17 protein-coding genes are annotated in these 16,166 nt (G+C 68.2%); 2 read left to right on the top strand and 15 right to left on the bottom strand.

The features are described 5' to 3' along the window. Nucleotides 1–65 precede the first annotated feature (65 nt). The 15 genes from A176_RS25505 to A176_RS25435 all read right to left on the bottom strand — a co-directional run bounded on the left by A176_RS25505 (nucleotide 66) and on the right by A176_RS25435 (nucleotide 14,531). A complete protein-coding gene (locus A176_RS25505) occupies nucleotides 66–1,484 on the bottom strand; it encodes a hypothetical protein (protein ID WP_002633142.1) in 1,419 nt (472 codons plus the stop codon). 19 nt (nucleotides 1,485–1,503) lie between these two features. Further along, nucleotides 1,504–5,130, bottom strand: a complete 3,627-nt coding sequence (locus A176_RS25500) for a hypothetical protein (RefSeq protein ID WP_002633141.1) — start codon at nucleotides 5,128–5,130, stop codon at nucleotides 1,504–1,506. Then, the gene (locus tag A176_RS25495) at nucleotides 5,127–6,317 is read right to left on the bottom strand and encodes a hypothetical protein (protein ID WP_002633140.1); all 1,191 of its coding nucleotides are present in this window, start codon (nucleotides 6,315–6,317) and stop codon (nucleotides 5,127–5,129) included. Before A176_RS25495 ends, A176_RS25500 begins: the two co-directional genes overlap by 4 nt. Nucleotides 6,318–6,349: 32 nt before the next feature. Beyond that, complete coding sequence (locus A176_RS25490; RefSeq protein WP_002633139.1) at nucleotides 6,350–7,078, bottom strand: hypothetical protein; 729 nt, start codon at nucleotides 7,076–7,078, stop codon at nucleotides 6,350–6,352. Between the two features lie 19 nt (nucleotides 7,079–7,097). After that, a complete protein-coding gene (locus A176_RS25485; protein WP_002633138.1) occupies nucleotides 7,098–7,718 on the bottom strand; it encodes a hypothetical protein in 621 nt (206 codons plus the stop codon). 128 nt (nucleotides 7,719–7,846) lie between these two features. After that, nucleotides 7,847–8,491, bottom strand: a complete 645-nt coding sequence (locus tag A176_RS25480; protein ID WP_002633137.1) for a hypothetical protein — start codon at nucleotides 8,489–8,491, stop codon at nucleotides 7,847–7,849. Between the two features lie 513 nt (nucleotides 8,492–9,004). Continuing rightward, on the bottom strand, nucleotides 9,005–9,553 hold the full coding sequence (locus A176_RS25475) for a DUF1801 domain-containing protein (protein WP_002633135.1): 549 nt from the start codon (nucleotides 9,551–9,553) through the stop codon (nucleotides 9,005–9,007). Between the two features lie 106 nt (nucleotides 9,554–9,659). Further along, nucleotides 9,660–10,073 (bottom strand): DUF1801 domain-containing protein, encoded by a 414-nt coding sequence (locus A176_RS25470; RefSeq protein ID WP_002633134.1) that lies wholly within the window; start codon nucleotides 10,071–10,073, stop codon nucleotides 9,660–9,662. Nucleotides 10,074–10,097: 24 nt separating this feature from the next. Then, on the bottom strand, nucleotides 10,098–10,313 hold the full coding sequence (locus A176_RS25465; RefSeq protein ID WP_002633133.1) for a hypothetical protein: 216 nt from the start codon (nucleotides 10,311–10,313) through the stop codon (nucleotides 10,098–10,100). A gap of 153 nt (nucleotides 10,314–10,466) precedes the next feature. Then, complete coding sequence (locus A176_RS25460; protein ID WP_002633132.1) at nucleotides 10,467–10,868, bottom strand: VOC family protein; 402 nt, start codon at nucleotides 10,866–10,868, stop codon at nucleotides 10,467–10,469. Further along, a complete protein-coding gene (locus A176_RS25455) occupies nucleotides 10,865–11,326 on the bottom strand; it encodes a helix-turn-helix transcriptional regulator (RefSeq protein ID WP_002633131.1) in 462 nt (153 codons plus the stop codon). The genes A176_RS25460 and A176_RS25455 overlap by 4 nt, the downstream gene beginning before the upstream one ends. A gap of 67 nt (nucleotides 11,327–11,393) precedes the next feature. Next, on the bottom strand, nucleotides 11,394–11,792 hold the full coding sequence (locus A176_RS25450; protein ID WP_002633130.1) for an SRPBCC family protein: 399 nt from the start codon (nucleotides 11,790–11,792) through the stop codon (nucleotides 11,394–11,396). Between the two features lie 9 nt (nucleotides 11,793–11,801). Then, nucleotides 11,802–12,644 (bottom strand): helix-turn-helix domain-containing protein, encoded by an 843-nt coding sequence (locus A176_RS25445; RefSeq protein ID WP_002633129.1) that lies wholly within the window; start codon nucleotides 12,642–12,644, stop codon nucleotides 11,802–11,804. Beyond that, on the bottom strand, nucleotides 12,644–13,828 hold the full coding sequence (locus A176_RS25440; protein ID WP_002633128.1) for a sensor histidine kinase: 1,185 nt from the start codon (nucleotides 13,826–13,828) through the stop codon (nucleotides 12,644–12,646). Before A176_RS25440 ends, A176_RS25445 begins: the two co-directional genes overlap by 1 nt. Nucleotides 13,829–13,856: 28 nt before the next feature. After that, on the bottom strand, nucleotides 13,857–14,531 hold the full coding sequence (locus A176_RS25435; protein ID WP_002633127.1) for a response regulator transcription factor: 675 nt from the start codon (nucleotides 14,529–14,531) through the stop codon (nucleotides 13,857–13,859). Between the two features lie 111 nt (nucleotides 14,532–14,642). Between A176_RS25435 and A176_RS25430 the strand changes: the two genes are divergently transcribed. Then, a complete protein-coding gene (locus A176_RS25430; protein ID WP_002633126.1) occupies nucleotides 14,643–15,425 on the top strand; it encodes an alpha/beta hydrolase in 783 nt (260 codons plus the stop codon). Nucleotides 15,426–15,487: 62 nt separating this feature from the next. After that, nucleotides 15,488–16,150 (top strand): glutathione S-transferase family protein, encoded by a 663-nt coding sequence (locus A176_RS25425; protein ID WP_002633125.1) that lies wholly within the window; start codon nucleotides 15,488–15,490, stop codon nucleotides 16,148–16,150. The last annotated feature ends 16 nt before the right edge of the window (nucleotides 16,151–16,166 follow it).

Raw genomic sequence — 16,166 nt, 5'->3', positions numbered from 1 at the left:
ATTTCTTCCAGGCGCTTCAGGTCCATGGGAGACACCAGGGCACGTCGCCGCGAGCGGCGCGGCGGTCAGTAGTCGAAGCGGAAGGTGACGGGCAGGTGGTCGCTGACGAAGAGCGTGATGAACTCGGCGGCGGACCGGTTGTTGGGGAACTGACCCGCGGTGAGCCCGTTGTAGAAGTTGGCCCAGTTGGTGATCTGCGGGTACACGGGCGCGCCCGTGAGGTACACGGGGCGGCCATTCACCATGGCTTTGTTGGCGATGCGCGCGTTCACCAGCGGCAGGAAGTTGGTGACGGGCACGCCGGTGAGGCTTCCACCCGGACGCACGGCGGTGATGAGGTCGTAGATGACGCCGCGCGGAGGCACTCGGATGTCTGCGCCGGGGATGCCTCGCGTGAAGATGTTGTCGAACTCGGCGGTGGCGTACGTCCAGGACGCGCCGTTGGGTTTGGGCGGACCGCCAATCCATTGCGTCAAGGAGAGCGCGGTGTTGTTGGCGAGCGCACCCTGGCCCATGGGAATGGCGCTCTGGGTCATTCCCGCGCCCGAGTTGGCGAAGGGCGACAGGTACGAGGTGTAGCTGAGCTGGCGGGCGAAGGGCAGGCCCGCGGAATTACCGTTCACGTTGAAGTCGCCACACGCCAGCGCGTGGGTGTTGTTCACCCAGGCCCAACCCGCGGCGGGGTCTCTCACCTGGTAGAGCGCACGGGCGAAGCTCGCGGCCTGAGTGCCAGCGGGCGGCGCGTTGTCTGTCGTGCCGTTGCTGGGCGCGTGGTAGACCATCAGCGGCATGAGCGTGGCCGCGGGGCCGGCGCCGCCGCCGATGTTGAGCCGGATGACGCAGTATGCGGGGCGGCGTGACGATGCGCGGATGAGATTGGGGGAGACGGGCGTGGGGAAGTTGAGGTTGTTCCACGCCACGGGCGGCGCGACGGCCGGGTTGAAGTTCGGGGCGGTGTAGGCCCAGGGGCTCGTCGGCATCGCCGCGGGAGGACGGCCCTCCAGCACCACGGAGAGCGCGTACGTGGGGACGCCGAGCGGCACGGGCGCGGGCTGGACGCCGGCGGACAAGGTGTTGGCGATGCCCGCCGCGCCCACGGGGGCCGCCTGCGTCATGCTGAACTTGGCGGGGTTGTTGCGAAAGAAGAGCGCGTAGCCCTCGCGCTTGGCGCTTTGCGTGAAGCCGAGCTGGCCGAAGGTGGTGACGCCCGTGTTGGGGCCGGGCGCCGTGGCTGGGTCGATGGCGCCCTTCACCCAGTCGTAGAACCAGTTGGCGCCGGGCATCCGCGTGGCGAGGGCGGCGCGCAGATTGGGCAGCCGCAGCGTGCCCGTTTGCTGCATCTCCACCATCATGAAGATGTCTGCCTGTTGTCGCAGCAGCACCCAGGCGATGAAGTTGTGGACGGCGGTATAGCTGCCCCGCGTCGTGTATCTGAAGACGCCGTAGTCCTGGATGTTCCAGACGGTGATGGTCAGCGTGGGCATGCAGGGGCTCCCGGTGAAATCACTCCGCGCCTTCCCGCGTGGAAGGCGGCAGGGCCGGCGGCGGCGGGTTGGTGGGACGGGGCGGGGTGAAGCCGGGCTTGGCGTACGCGGCGTACCAGCCCAAGGCCTTGTCGGTGTTCTCCCGGTTGGGATTGCCGAAGAGGTAGGCGGTCGTCTGCCCCGAGGGCGGAAAACGCAGGAGGAAGAACTTCAGGGCGATGTTGTTGAAGCGGAGCATGAACTCCGACTCGGGTGAGACGGTGAACTCGAAGCCGCCCACGGCGACCTTCAGCGCGCCCTGGAGCGTGATTTCCCGCTTGCCGCCCGTCATGCCTGGCAGGGAAAGCCCCAGGAAGAAGCTCAGGCCGCGCGGGTTGGGGGCCCACGCGACGAGCAGCATGGCGCGGAAGTCCATGCGGGCCGCGAGCGCACCCGGCGTGCCCAGGTCGATGAGGAACTGGAGGCCGAACCAGGGGTACTTCACCGCGGATTGACCGAGCGGCGCGTCCACCGAGGTGAAGCCGAGTGACTGCGGCGTGGTGCCCTCGGCCGCCTGGATGAGGCCCGCCAGGGTGACGGGGAAGCGCTGGAAGAGGCTCGTCTCCCGCGCGCGGCTGCGCGACAGGTCGAAGGAGAGCTGCCCCGCGTTGAAGGTGAACACCTTGTCGGTGAGCACCTGCGGATTGAAGGTGAGGTCCAGCGCGAGGTTGGCGAAGCGCAGGCCCCCGTCCACGAGCAGCTCGCCGTCGACGCCGCGCGTGGGCCCGAAGGAGAACGCGTCGAAGCCGGCCAGGGCCTTGAAGCGCAGCGTGCCCCAGAGCTGGAAGCGCGCCTGGATGGGCGCGATGGCGGCGCCGTTCGTGGGCGGGTTGACGGTGACGAACTGTGTTTGCTGGACCTCGATGTTGTCGAAGACACCGCTCTTCATCGTGAAGATGTCTTCACCCTGGCGCAGGAAGACATACGAGTCCTGTTCGCCCTGTCGCTGGTAGGTGCCGTCGAGCAGCAGGTTGTTGCCGTGCGTGCTGCCCACCAGGGTGCCCGGCTCTCCGAAGAGCTGGTTCACCATCAGCAGCACCTGACTGGAGAAGCGCTGGATGAGCGAGTTGCGGAACAGCGTCTTCAGCGAGGAGACCTTGTATTCGTAGGGCCGGTCCTCGAAGAACAAGTCACCCGGGCTCTCGTAGGCGATGAGGCCGAAGAGCGAGCTGTCCTGGATGGCGAGGTTCGACAGGTCCTTCGCCAGCGGGTTGACGTTGATGCCCACGTGGTGGGCGTTGAAGGCCTCCGGGTCGATGCCGGCGGCGAGCCCGACGAGCTGCGGCGGAAGGCTGGCCAGCGGCACGCGGACGTTGAGGAAGAGGATGCCGTTCCAGCTCGGGTCCTCCGCCAGCCGGTTGAAGGACTCGAAGTCCGGGTCGTCTCGGGACGCGGCGTCCGCGAGGAAGGTGACGAGCTGCTCCCGCGTGGTGTTCACGTCCCGGTTGAAGTCCGCGGCGGCCGTCCAGCGCGCGGGGTCCGCGGCGAGGGTGCTGAGCTTCTCGCCGAAGAACTTGAAGACGACCAGCGTCTGGCGCGACGCCCACTCATAGGGGGACAGGTCGAAGGTCCACTCGCGGATGCGCAGTTGCGAGAAGGCACCGAAGCGCAGGAAGACGTCACGGTACTGCGTGTACTCCGTGGGGGAGAGCACCGCCTGGAGCGCGGCCTCGTAGGAGGTGAGGTCGGGGAGCCGCCGGCCCTCCAGCGGCTTCACCTTCGCGAGCACGTCCGGGGGCACCATGCCCTCGGTGCCCAGCCGGACGAAGGAGGTGGGCGTCAGCTCGTAGTTGATGGAGCCGCTGGAGAGAAAGCCGTACGCGTCGCTGATGACGAGAAAGAGCTGGTTCGTCTGGAGCGCCGCGCGCAGCGGTCCCGTGAGCTGCGTCCACTGGAGCTGCTGGGTGCCCCCATCCGTCTGCGCCAGCGTCAGCGCCTTCCAGTCCTGGAGGGTGCTGTCGAAGCGGGCGAGCAGGCCCTGCGGCGTCGTCCCGAGCTTGTCGTCGTCCGCCAGGGCGAAGGCCCGCTGCGCGCGGCGCGTCTCCTGCGCGGGCAGCGTGAGGCGCAGCACCGCGTCACGGCGCGCGGGGCTGATGGCGCCATTCTCCATGAGCCGGAAGGGCGCGAGGTCCTCCGTGATGACTCCCGCGTAGGGCGCCAGCGGGAAGGCGGTGGGCACGGGTGCGTCGCCCGCGACTTTCTGGCGGAACGTGGGCCGTGCGCTTCGCGGGGGCGGCGTTGTCGCGATGGGGGGCAGCGTGCCGGCGGGGACCTCCATGTACCCGAGGTAGAGGGCGGGGTCGGGCTGGAAGAGGCTCGCGTCGCCGGGCTGTGCGAAGTAGCCCACCTGACCCCCGCCGGGCGGCGGCGTCACGTACGCCCACGACGTGGTCGCCACGGTCGTCAGTGGCGCCTCCCGGGCCGAGGCCAGCGCGGAGCGGGGCCGCGCTCGACGCGTATTCGCCTGGGCCTGCGTGGTCACGGCCGCCGCCGCGTCCGGCGGCATGTACGCGGGGTGGTCGGGGAAGAAGTGCAGCAGGCTGCCGGCGGTCGCGGGCAGTCCGAGGTACTCCACGCCCGCGGTGCCGCACATCATCCGTCCCGCCGTTTCTCCCGAGGCGCCGCGCTCGGCGTTGGCGCCCGTGGGGAGCACCACCTCGAAGGCACCGAGCGGTGTCAGGTAGTACGGGTCGGACTGTTGCGGCTCGGCGGACTGTTTGCGCACGCCCAGGACGAAGCGCGGGTCGGCCGAGGCACCCGCCGCGCGCGTCGGCTTGAGCGCGATGGGGTGGCCCAGGTGGGTGCGGAAGTACGACTCCAGGGCAGGGCCCGTCTCCGTGCCCGGCGACAGCAGGCCAAAGGACGTGCGTTCCGGCAGCAGGGGATGCAGTGGGTCCACCGACGTGTCCAGCGCGAGCCCACCCGCGCCCACGGCGAACAGCGGGTAGCGCAGTGACTGGAGCAGCCCGGGAAAGGCGGCGTCGGTGAAGAAGCGCAGGCCCGCGTCCAGTGCGTCCAGCCCCGTGGTGTCCCGCAGCGTGAGCGTGAAGCGGAAGCAGCCCGCGCTGGGGCCCGTGAAGGGCAGCTCCACCGTGGCGCCAACGCCTGTCAGCGTTTGCTGGCCGTCGTCGGTGGTGAAGAAGCACTGGCCCGCGGCATTGTCCACGCGCAGGCCATCCTCGGCATCGTTCAGGCCGAAGGGCAGACCCGCCTGGATGAAGAGGGACAGGTTGCGCAGCGGGAAGGGCGCGAGTGCGGCTGTTTCAGCCTCCGCGCCCGTCTGACGCACGGCGAGCCGGTCGAAGCGCCACTGGTTGGGCGGCGCGTTGGGGTCATCGAGCAGGAGCAGTCGGGTGAGCGCCAGGGGCTGCGTGGCGAGCAGCCCGCGCAGGTCCGCGATGAACCGCGCGGTGTCCGTGGGCGCGGCGCCCAGCAGCAGGTAGACGCCGGGGTACTCCTTCCACGTCTCGGCGAGCGTCACCGTCTCCGGCGGGGTGACGTCCACGTCCGCGACGTAGCCGATGCGGTAGTCCCCGAGCGCGGGGCCCACCTCCAGGAAATACAGCGGTGAGCCCGCCTGCACCGCGAGGAAGGTGGGCGCGCTCATGAGAGGATGTCCGGGACGGAGAAGGTGAGCGCGTCGCCCTTGGCCAGCGGCAGGTCGAGCACGTCCGCGCCGTTCCAGTAGACGCGGTAGTTCGACCCCCACACGTTCAGCGGCGTGAAGCCGGGGAAGACGAGCTGGAGCGCCGTGTCCGAATAGGGGTTGTAGTCCATCAGCCAGCGCTGGCAGTTCAGGTTGGGCACCTGCTGGGCCAGCGGCGGGATGAAGGTGGACGTGTCCAACAGGTGGCGCAGCGTGGTGCCCAGCGGCACGTACGTGGGCGCGCCTCTCACGTAGACCTGCACTTGCGGCACCAGCACGGTGCGGCCGCGCAGGTAGGTGGAGACGCCGTTGCCGCCGGTGTTGCCGTTGGTCTCGCGGTAGCTCCGCGTCGCGGCCTCGATGACGGCGAGCGAGTCCGCGGCCACCAGCGTCACGTTCTTCTGCGTGCCGACGAAGCCCTTCTTGTCCGCGGACTCCATCGTCGTGGGGTACAGGGCGCGCAGGTAGCGGCGCCGGAAGCCCGTCTGGAGGTCAATCATTCCGCCGCCACCGCCCTGGTTCGGCGCCACCACCGTGGTGCCGATGCGGCCGAGGAAGGCGTCCAGCACCACCGTGGCGAAGCCCTGCGCGTCCGGGAGGCCCACCAGGTCGAACGTCACGGACTCGCTGCCGGTGTAGCCGTTGAGGTACTGGTTGGTGCCAGCGCCCGTGGGGTCCGCGAGCTGGTAGCCCTGGAAGTCCGCGCGCAGCCGCATGCCGGGCGTCAGGTCCGCGTATCCCGCCGCGCCGTCGAAGCCGTAGCGGTAGAAGAGCGTCTCGGTGAAGGTGAGCGGCAGCCGCTGCGCCAGGGCGAGCCGCACCGTCTGCAGTCCACCAGGCACCAGCCCCGCCGCCTCCAGCTTGATGAGGAAGGCGATGAAGGACTGCTGGAGCCCCGCGCGGGCCGCCTTGTCGTTGAAGGTCCACACCGCGCTGGTGGAGGCGAAGGCCACCCGGAACGGCAGCGGGATGGACGCGGGCGTGCGCGCCTCCAGCGTGAATGGGCCTTCGGTGATGGGCCCGGTGGGGGGCGTCACGAAGACCTGGGGCAGCAGCACTTCGAACGCGAACGGCGTGGCCGTGGGCTGGTTCGCGAAGTAGACGAACGGCTCCACGTTCTGCGCGTTGTCGGAGAAATAGTAGGGCATGTCCGTGCTTTCCCTGGGGGAGTGGAAGCGGCTCAGCCCACGGTGGTGGTCGCGTAGGTGGCCTTGCCGCCCAGCCGCACCACGGCCGAGCGCTGGAAGAGGTAAACCTGCACGTCATTGGCGAGCGCCCAGTCGGACGTCTTCACCTGGAGCGTCACCCTGCGCTTCGCCGCCGCGAGCGAGGAGCCCGCGAGCCAGTACTGGACGGAGTTGGTGACGCCGAAGACCGCCTGCTGCGAGGGCTGGGTGACGTCGACGCGAGGGAAGGGCGTCAGCGGCGGGGTGAAGGGCTCTGCGCCTGAGATGGCGGGCAGCGTCACCGGCGTGCCGTCGTTGAGCACGAGGCGCAGGCTCTGGCCCGTCATGTTGAAGAAGAAGGCCCGCTGCGTCTTCGTCGTCGCGGTGCCCTCGGAGAACGCGGGGGTGGGCGTGGCGCGCTGGCCGTCCATGCCCACGCGGAGCACGGTCAGGTTGGCCAGCAGGTACACCTGCACGGGCTCGTTCACCGGCCAAACCTCCGGGTCCACCGTGAGGGTGACGGAGGCGGCGGCGCCCCCCACGGGGCCGTACCGCAGCACGTTCTGCCGGCCGAAGAGGTCCGCGGGCTGGCTCGGCTCGAAGGAGCGCGGCGCGGTGAGGAGGCGGGGCGTGAAGGGCTCTCCATCCGACAGGGGAGGGATGACGCGCCTGGCGCCGCCGTTGAGCGTGAGCTCGAGCGGGAAGGTGAGCAGGTTGTAGACGTACGCGCGGCCGTAGTCCATCCGGGAAGCCTCCGTGGGACTACAGCGAGTCGAGCCGAACCTCTCGAGGCCCGGTGTCCGTCGACGTGTTGATGACGAAGAGGTTGCGTCCCTGCCAGTTGTTGACGATGCGCGTCTGGTTGTTGGGCGTGGTGATGTAGCCCGGAGGGAAGCCGCTCGGGTCGTTGACGTTGAGGGCGTAGGCGACGGGTTTGCCCACGGAGAAGACGAAGAAGAGCGCGGTCTGGCTGGAGCCCGGGGCGGCGAGCTGCAACGCCATGAACTGGCTCTGCGTCTTCGTGCCCGCGGATTGGTATTGGTCGAGCGTGGTGGTGACGCCCGGGTACAGCTCGGTGGTGGGCGTGCCCAGCCCGTAGATGCCCACCTTCACCTGCGTCCCGTCCTGGGGGCTGACGTTGATGACGGTGAGGTTGTCGGCCCTCCAATCCTGGATGACGATGTAGGGCGCGTTCTCGCCGCCTGGGATGTCGATGGGCTGCGGCGTCGAACCGCCGGACGAGTACAGCACCTGCGCCCTGCTGGGGGACAGGTTCTGCACCGTGAGAATCATGTAGCCCGACAGCGTCTGGTTGATGAAGGCGCTGCCGTTGACGTCAACGGTGACCGGCGGGTCGTTGATGGTCAGGGGGATGGTGGCCACGCGGTGCCTCCGCTTCACTCGGGCCCGGCGCGGGTGAGGCGCGGGCCATGGGATGGGAAAGGCAGACCCGTGCCGTCCGCGGCGGCTGGGAGGCGCGCCGCGGCCGGGGACCTGCCGGGACAAGCGACTCAGAGGGGATCGAAGCGGACGCGGCCCGGTTCGACGTGCGTGGAGACGTTGATGACGAAGAGGTCCCGGCCCTGCCAGTTGTTGGTGATGCGCGTCTGGTTGCTGGCGCTGGTGATGTAGCCGGGGAAGTAGTCCGGGTCGTTGACGTTGAGGGCGTAGGCGACGGGTTTGCCCACGGAGAAGACGAAGAAGAGCGTCGTCTCCGACGAGGCTCCGGCGGCGAGCTGCAGGGCGGCGAACTTCGCCGGCGTCTTCGCTCCCGCGGACGTGTACTGCTTCAGTTCGACGGACTCCCCGGCGGGCAGCGACTCGGTGGGAGTGCCCAACCCATAGAGACCCACGGCGACCTCCGTCTCGTCGCGGTTGCTCAGGTTGGTGACGCTCAGGTTGTTCGCGCCCCAGTTGTTGATGATGATTTGCGGCGCGTTGTCGCCCCCCTCGATTTCGACCTGCTGCGGCGTGCTCCCACCCGACGAGTACAGGACCGTCGCCTTGCTGGACGACAGGTTCTGGATGGTGAGGATCATGTAGCCGTCGAGCGTCTGGTTGATGCCCGTGCTCTCGTTGGTGGAGATGTTCACCGGCGCGGCGTTGATGGTGATGCTGGACTTCACATCAATGACAAGTTTGGGCTTGGCGAGCATGGGCTTCCTTTCAAGGCGAGAACGCAGCTCAGGTGAGCGGATAGGGGCCGCGCTATCCGTGGGTGCAACCCGGGCTGCGTTGTTGGAACGGACCTGGAGCAAGCACCGCGCCACAATCCCTTTCGGCCACGCCCCGTGTGAGGACGCTAGAAGAAAGGGGGTGGATGCGTCCACGTGCCACGCAGGCGCGTCCGGACGTGACGCACGATGGCGCCAGAGAGGATTTGAACAGTCAGACAGGATTCTGACTGCTCAATGACAACCCAATACGTCGTGCGCCCGTCTGGGATTTCGTCGCGGTCGCCAGCGCGCGTCATGACCTGCTGCGATGGGAGCACCTTGCAACAGACGATTTCGAGGCGTCCGGATGCTCGAATCGACCAGCAGGGAGGCGTGACTGAAGTGGCGGCTCACTTCCCCCACGGGGGGCCTGGAGGTGTCAGGTCCGTGGCCTTGCGAATGACTGACTGCGCAGTGAAAAAGCATTGTCACTCGCAGTGTGGGGCTTTGCTGCTACATCCGCTCGCCGGGCAACTTGCTCGCTTGCTTCACCCAGTCGACGAACTGCGCCTCGTCGAAAGTCTCGTCCTCGCGGATGTCGAGGTAGCGCGTGTCCTGGGACTTGGAGTCACTGGGCGGGAGCGGCTTCAATTGTTTGCCGCGGAAGAACGCCACCTTGATGTACTTCGCGAAGCAATGGATGCCGAGGAACCACCCCTGTCCCTCGACGCCATACATGGGCGAGTTCCATTTGACGGCCTTGACCACGCCAGGGACGGTGCGTTCAATGATCGCGTCGAGCCGACTCCCGACGGCGCGCTTCCAACCCGGCATGGCCGCGATGTAGGCCTGGATGGGGGCGTCGCCGTAGCCCTTCGCGATTTGCGGATTGCCGCCGGAGAGAAGCTTCGGCGGCGCATTCTTCGCGGTGGCCTTCTTCGCCGTCGTGGTCTTCTTGGCCACGGTCTTCTTGGCCGCCACGGCCTTCTTCGCCGTCGTGGTCTTCTTGGCCACGGTCTTCTTGGCCACGGTCGCGGACTTCTTGGCTGTCTTGCCGGCCATTGCGTTCACTCCAGGATTGCGGTGACCTCGACCCCGAGGGGCCCAGCGGCTCAAGGATAATCGGCCCACCCTGATCCGCCGAGCGCAACCTTCACGGTCTCCGCGCTCACTTGCGCTTCGTGGCCTTCTTTCCACTCGGGGAGTTGAGCGCGACCGCCTCGCGCACGAGCGCCTTGAATGCCTTCGCGTCAATCTCCTCGCCTTCGTGAATGTCGATGGCGCGCCGCACGTTTCCCTCGAGGCTCGAGTTGAAGAGCTGGGTGGGGTCCTTCAAGGATGCGCCCTTGTGGAAGGTCAGCTTCACGGCTGACTTGTAGGACTCGCCCGTGCAGATGCCCCCGTCCTTGGACCACACCGGGGTCCCCCGCCACTTCCACTCCTCCACGACGTCGGGGACCGCCTCCTTGATGAGGGCGCGCATCCTGGCGAGCGTCTTGCCGCGCCAGTCGCCCAGCTCGGCGATTCTCTCGTCGATGAGCTCGGAGGCCGGCTTGCCGGTTTCTTCAGAGGGGGCCTTCATCTTCCTGCCTTTCGATGGGAGGTGTCAGCTACGCCGCGCGCCGCGCCACTTGGCGGTATAAGGTAGCGCGAACAAGTACAGGCCGGTGAACAGCAGCAGCGCGAGCGGGAGCAGCGGCAGGAAGGCCACCCAGGTGGGAGGTTCCGGCTGAGCCATCGCGACGAAGTTGGCGATGACGGTGAGGGTGAAGACGATGGACACCCAGCGGTGGAACTGCCGAATCCCGTTGGTCCAGTTCAATTGCGATCTCCGTTAAAGACAGACAAGTGGGTGCGCTTCAGGGCACACGCGTCGCGGGGCCCGCGTCCGTTGACACGGAGCGGGCATCGAGCGGTCGGGTGCTTGGGGGGATTGGACCGGCTTGGTGACGGGCCCGCGCAGGCGGGCGCCCGGTCACGCCTGGCTGATGCGAATCATGTTGCCGGCGGGATCACGCACGGCGCAGTCGCGGACACCCCACGGCTGGTCGGTGGGCTCCTGCACGATGTCCGCACGGGCGGCGCGCAGCTTCTCGAAGGTCGCATTGAGGTCGCTGCTGCTGAAGATGGCGCCGCCCAGCGACCCCTTGGCCAGCAGGCGTGCCACCGTGTCGCCGTCCTCCTGCGTCCGGCCGGCATGGGGCTGGCTGAGGACAATCTGGACCTCCGGCTGGTCGGGGGAGACGAGCGTGAGCCAGCGGAAGGGGCCGTTGGAGACATCGCCCACGAGGTTCAGGCCCAGGGCGTCCCGGTAGAAGGTCAGGGCGAGTTCGGGGTTGTCCACGGTGAGGTGCGCGACAGAGAGCTTGAGTGTCATGGCTTCACTGTGGCGCTCCGCGCTGGGGATTGCTTCTCCAATCCTGCTCGATGAGGGCGGGTCCGCTCCTTCTGGATGCAAGCGGGCAGCACACGGTCCTCCGTGTGGTCCAGGGTGCGGTAGGTGGAGGGAGGCACGCCCACCAGCCGGGTGAAGCTCGCGCTGAACGAGCCCAGCGAGGACCAGCCCACGGCCATGCACACCTCGGTGACGTTCATGTCGCCACGGCGCAGCAGGGCCATCGCCCGCTCGACACGACGTGTCATCAAGTACGAGTACGGGCTCTCCCCATACTCCTGGCGAAATCGCCGCGAGAAGTGAGCGGGTGACATGAAGGCCGCGCGGGCAATCGCCTCGACGTCGAGGTTGCTCTCGAACTCGCGGTCCATCAGGTCACGGGCGCGCCGCAGGCTCGCAAGCTCGGCGAGTTCTCGCGCCAGGGCCTCTGAGGGAGACATGAGGGGCAGGGTATGCCGGCCCCCCATGAACGCGAAGCACAAACCAGCGAGCCCGAGGGGCGTCGGCTCAGGCCGCCGCTGCGTCGAGCGCCTTCTTCATGGCCACCATGCCCGCTTCAATCATGGGCCCGACGATGGCGCTGGCGTCGTGGGGCAGGAAATCGGCGGTCCAGACGACGCGGCTCCCCGTGCCCTCCGCGAAGACCTGGACCGCGCCGTTGTAGTGCGTCAGCGGCCCGCCTTCCGCTCCCCACACGAGGCGCCGTCGTTCGTCGTCGACCGTGACGATGGGCTCGCGGACGACCATCCCGTTGCCAAAAGTGACGACGCGGGCTCCGGCTTCGAGTCGGGTGTCGACGACGAAGCCCGGAACCAACCGGGTGTGGAGGGCGCCAATGTCTCGGATTGCGTCCCACACCGCTTCGGGTGTGGCGCGCGTCGTGATGTCCTTGCAGAGGGATGACATGACGACTTCCTAGGCCGTGTGCACCATCTTCTCTTGGAGAATCTTGCGGTCTCCGCGCGAGGCCTTCCGGAACGCGCGAGGCGAGACGCCCGCCGCGCGGCGGAACGTGCGCACGAAGTTGGAGAGGTCCCCAAAGCCCACGTCGTACGCGATGCGCGTGATGGGCGCATCCGTCGATAGCAGGCGCGCGGCCCGTCGCAGGCGCAAGTGAACCAGGTACTGGTGAGGCGTGACACCCAGCACGCGGCGGAAGACACGGAGGAAGTGGAACGGGCTCAGGCCCGTCATCGCCGCGAGCTCCTCGAGCGACAGCGGCGCGTCCGCGCGTTCCTCCAGGAAGAGCGCGGCTTCAACGGCCTGTCGTCGATTCCGCGTGGTCATTCGCAACGGTGCCTCACGTCGACCCGAGACGGTGCGGACGAACCGCGCCGCGAACGCCAGCGCCACTTCATCCAGGCCAAGCTGGGTGTGGCCCTCGGCCGTCTGTTGTGCGAGCTCACCGAGCATCATCAGGGACGGGAGCGGTGGCAGGGCCCCCACTCGCCACGTGTTCAATCCGCCGCCCAGTTCCTCCACGAGCGCTTCGGAGAACTGGAGCGACAGGCACTCATCACCCGCCAGATGGTGCTCGTGCGTGCAGTGGAATTCATCTCCCGCATGGCCGACCAGGGTCGCTCCCGCTACGAGCTCATACGAAGCGCCACGAGCGTGGTACCCGAAGCTCCCCCGCCGGACATACGACACCGAGGAGACCCCGTGCCGCTCCTCGAATGCGCTTTCGCCCGGCTTCGCGTCGCACCGGTAGTCCAGGACGGAGACGGCGCGCGAACGATGCAGGAGGGTGGTGCGCATCAAGTCTGGCTAGCAGGCGTGGGGACCGAAGACTTGGAGAATCTTGCGCCACGGGGCGTCAGCCGCACCTGCGTCCCATGGGGCTCCACCGCGCTGATGCTCACGTCCCAGTGGAACCGGTGCGCCAGTCTCTCCACGAGCGACAACCCGATACCCAGGCCGGTGGTCCCGGGCTCGGCCTGGCCGAAGCCCACGCCGGTGTCGGAGATGCTCCACGCCTCGGGCGAGACGTGGACGACGATGCGTCCCCGTGGCGTGTAGGCGAGCGCGTTCTTGATGAGGTTACCCAACATCACCCGCGCCACGGATCCGGGAAGGGGCACGAGGACCTCTTGCTTCGCCTCGATGACGAACGCCACCTCTCGGTGGGCGTCATGGCGCATGGACAGCGCGGCCATTTCCCGGGAGATGCCCACCAGCTCGCACGACTCGTCGGCGTTGCCGGGCCGGGCCAGCCAGAGGATGCCCTCCGTCAGCAGCCCCATGTGATGCACGGCCTGTCGCAGACGGCCAAAGGTCTCCGCGTCCGCCGGTGGGTCCAACTCCAGTATCTCCACCGCGCCCTGCGCCACGGCCAGGGGCGTGCGCAGCTCATGGCTCGCGTCCCGGTTGAAGGCTCGCTCCCGTTCCAGCAGGTCGTGGATGCGGGCATCCCGGACTCGCAGGGCCTCGGCCAGCGCTCGCACCTCGGTGACCTCCAGGTTGTCTGCCTGGGGCGGAGTGCCCGACTGGACTCGTCCCACGAGCTGCTCCAGGGGACGGCTCAGCCTTCTGGCGACGACGAGGGACAGCCCCGCGGCGCCCAGCAGGGCGAGCAGCGCGCTCGCGAGCAGCAGTCCGGACGTTCGGCGCAGATGGCGGCTGGTGCTCGTCAGCGCCGTCGCGTCGAGGACCACGTATCGCGTGGCGCCCGCTGCCGCGTCCGGCCGCACCGCGACGTGAAAGTGGCCGTGGCCCTGGGTGAAGACTTCGTATTCGCCACGAGGCGTGTCGATGGGCAGCGCATTGCCGAGCCAGGGCGGCAGGTTCGCGTGTCCCTCGTACGCCGTCGTTTCCAGCGCGGCGCTACGCCCGTCCGCGGCGGTGGCGACGAGCCGGGCGAAGAGGGTGTCCTCCAGGTCGTAGCTGAAGAGGGTGAAGAACGCTCCCATCAGGACGAGCGCGAGCGCCGCGGACGCCGACATGGCGCCCAGGAGGAGTCCTCGGATCGACCTATTCCTCGCGTGCATCCAGGCTGTATCCCTTGTTGCGGTGGGTGGTGATGGCGTCGCCCATTCCCAACGAGGCGAGTGCTCCGCGCAGGGCATAGACGTGGGTGCGCAAGGCGCTGGACTCCGGCGCGTCATCGCCCCAGAGGTGGTGGGCCATTGTGGCCGCCGAGACGGGCTCGGGCGCGGCCTCCATCAGCAGTCTGAGGAGGATTGCCTCGGTCTTGTTGAGTCGGACGGCGCGCTCGCCACGCCGGACCTGGCCCGTGCCGGGCTCCAGCGTGAGCGTCCCTGCCTTCAGCCGCTGTCCGCTGGGAGGGACGGGGCGCCGCGACAGGGCCTCGAGCCGCAGCCGCAACTCCCTCAAGGAGAACGGCTTGACGAGGTAGTCATCCGCGCCCGCGCGAAAGCCCTCTTCCTTGTCGTCGAGCGTATCCCGCGCGGTCAGCATGAGGATGGGTACAAGTCGGGGCGCGAGCTGCCGGTAGCGCTGACACACCTCGATGCCGCTCATGCCCGGCAGCATCACGTCCAACACGATGACGTCGTACTCCTGCCCCAGGGCGAGCGTGAGTCCCTGGGGGCCGGTGGCCGCGAAGTCGAGTTGGAAGTCCGTCCCCAGGAACCGCGCGATGTTGGCCTGGAGGTCCAGGTTGTCCTCGACGACGAGCACTCGCATGGGGCGGCAGGTTAGCAGCCGCTACGTCAATCCAAGGTCAAGCGCGGGTTGACGCGTGGCTGACGCGGGCGCCGGCAGGGTGAAGGGGTTTTCACTGCTGGGAGGACCGTGATGACCCGTTTGCTGCCGCTGTGCCTGCTGCTCCTGTCGACTTCCCTTGCCCGTGCCGACGACACCGCGAGTTCCTTGGACGTACGCGGCGCGGATGGAGAGCGCATCCCCACGCGCGTGCTGGAGCCGGAGGGGCGCATCGCCAATCCACCCGTCGCCCTTTTGCTGCACGGGCTCACGCGCCGCAAGGAGGACTGGCTGTCTGACGCGGGGCCGACGCACGGTGGAATCCTGAAGGACGAGCTGCTGCGGGCCGGTTATCGCGTCTATCTCCTCGATGCTCGCCGTCACGGAGAGCGGGCGACGCCCGAGGCGCGGCCGGGCGCACTCGCGAAGCGGGCCCATCAAGGCGAGCCCGCGCGCTACGTGGCGATGATCGCGGACACCGTGCGGGATGCCCAGGCGCTGCTGGAGGCCGTGCTCGCGAAAGGCACGCCACCCCGGGTGCTCGTCGCCGGGTACAGCATGGGCGCGCAGGTGGGACTCCTGCTGGCGGCCCGTGAGCCGCGCATCACGCACCTCGTCACGATGGTTCCGCCGCACATCGATCCGTCGATGGAGGAGGTGGCCCCCTCCCGGCACATGGGGCGGATTCACCAGGATTGGTTGCTCCTGACGGCGAACCGGGATGACTTCGCGCCTGTCGCGGACAGCCGTGCGCTGTTCGATGCAGCGCCGTCTCGTCGGAAGCGTCACCAGACGTTCGACAGCGGGCACGCGCTCCCTCAAGCGTATCTGGACGAGGTGCGCCGGTGGCTCCCACGTGCCGCCAATGCGAGATGACCTTCCGGGGGCGAGGAGTAGGGTAGGGTTCAGGCCCGTCGCAATCCGCCAGGAGTCAGCCGATGCCGCTCGTGGTCTACGGTCATCCCTTCTCTTCATACACGCAGAAGGTGCTCATCGCGTTGTATGAGAATGCCACGCCCTTTGAGTTCCGCTGCATCGGGCCGGACACACCACTGCACGCGGCCGAGTGGATGCGGCGTTGGCCGCTGCGCAAGTTCCCGCTGCTGGTGGATGGCGAGCGCGACATCGCGGAGACGAGCATCATCATCGAGTACCTGCAGCTCGTGCATCCCGGCCCGGTGCGCCTGCTTCCGGAGGACCCGATGGCCGCGTTGGACGTGCGCTTCCTCGACCGCTTCTTCGACCTGCATGTCATGAATGCGGCGCAGCACGCGGTGGACGGCGCGCTGACGGGTGATGCGGTGAAGCGCCAGGAAGGAAAGGCGCTGGCCGAGAAGAAGCTGGAGGTGGCCTACGCCTGGCTGGAAGGGCAGCTCGCGGGAAGGACGTGGGCCGCCGCTGGCGCGGACTTCTCACTGGCGGACTGCGCGGCCGCGCCCTCGCTGTTCTACGCGGACTGGACGCACCGAATCTCCGAGTCCTACCCCGTCCTGCGCGCCTACCGCACGCGATTGCTCGCGCGTCCGTCCTTCGCCCGAGCGGTGGATGAAGCGCGGCAGTTCCGGCCGCTCTTCCCGTTGGGCGCTCCGGACCGGGATTGAGTCACCGGGCCGGGAG

It is taken from the genome of Myxococcus hansupus, assembly GCF_000280925.3.
Taxonomy (GTDB): domain Bacteria; phylum Myxococcota; class Myxococcia; order Myxococcales; family Myxococcaceae; genus Myxococcus; species Myxococcus hansupus.
This window is presented reverse-complemented; position numbering and strand designations above follow the sequence as displayed.

Excerpts from the sequence above, each read along its gene's own strand:
- A176_RS25505 (WP_002633142.1), bottom strand. The coding sequence starts at position 1,484 with ATGCCCACGCTGACCATCACCGTCTGGAACATCCAGGACTACGGCGTC.
- A176_RS25500 (WP_002633141.1), bottom strand. The coding sequence starts at position 5,130 with ATGAGCGCGCCCACCTTCCTCGCGGTGCAGGCGGGCTCACCGCTGTAT.
- A176_RS25495 (WP_002633140.1), bottom strand. The coding sequence starts at position 6,317 with ATGCCCTACTATTTCTCCGACAACGCGCAGAACGTGGAGCCGTTCGTC.
- A176_RS25490 (WP_002633139.1), bottom strand. The coding sequence starts at position 7,078 with ATGGACTACGGCCGCGCGTACGTCTACAACCTGCTCACCTTCCCGCTC.
- A176_RS25480 (WP_002633137.1), bottom strand. The coding sequence starts at position 8,491 with ATGCTCGCCAAGCCCAAACTTGTCATTGATGTGAAGTCCAGCATCACC.
- A176_RS25475 (WP_002633135.1), bottom strand. The coding sequence starts at position 9,553 with ATGGCCGGCAAGACAGCCAAGAAGTCCGCGACCGTGGCCAAGAAGACC.
- A176_RS25470 (WP_002633134.1), bottom strand. The coding sequence starts at position 10,073 with ATGAAGGCCCCCTCTGAAGAAACCGGCAAGCCGGCCTCCGAGCTCATC.
- A176_RS25460 (WP_002633132.1), bottom strand. The coding sequence starts at position 10,868 with ATGACACTCAAGCTCTCTGTCGCGCACCTCACCGTGGACAACCCCGAA.
- A176_RS25455 (WP_002633131.1), bottom strand. The coding sequence starts at position 11,326 with ATGTCTCCCTCAGAGGCCCTGGCGCGAGAACTCGCCGAGCTTGCGAGC.
- A176_RS25450 (WP_002633130.1), bottom strand. The coding sequence starts at position 11,792 with ATGTCATCCCTCTGCAAGGACATCACGACGCGCGCCACACCCGAAGCG.
- A176_RS25445 (WP_002633129.1), bottom strand. The coding sequence starts at position 12,644 with ATGCGCACCACCCTCCTGCATCGTTCGCGCGCCGTCTCCGTCCTGGAC.
- A176_RS25440 (WP_002633128.1), bottom strand. The coding sequence starts at position 13,828 with ATGTCGGCGTCCGCGGCGCTCGCGCTCGTCCTGATGGGAGCGTTCTTC.
- A176_RS25435 (WP_002633127.1), bottom strand. The coding sequence starts at position 14,531 with ATGCGAGTGCTCGTCGTCGAGGACAACCTGGACCTCCAGGCCAACATC.
- A176_RS25430 (WP_002633126.1), top strand. The coding sequence starts at position 14,643 with ATGACCCGTTTGCTGCCGCTGTGCCTGCTGCTCCTGTCGACTTCCCTT.
- A176_RS25425 (WP_002633125.1), top strand. The coding sequence starts at position 15,488 with ATGCCGCTCGTGGTCTACGGTCATCCCTTCTCTTCATACACGCAGAAG.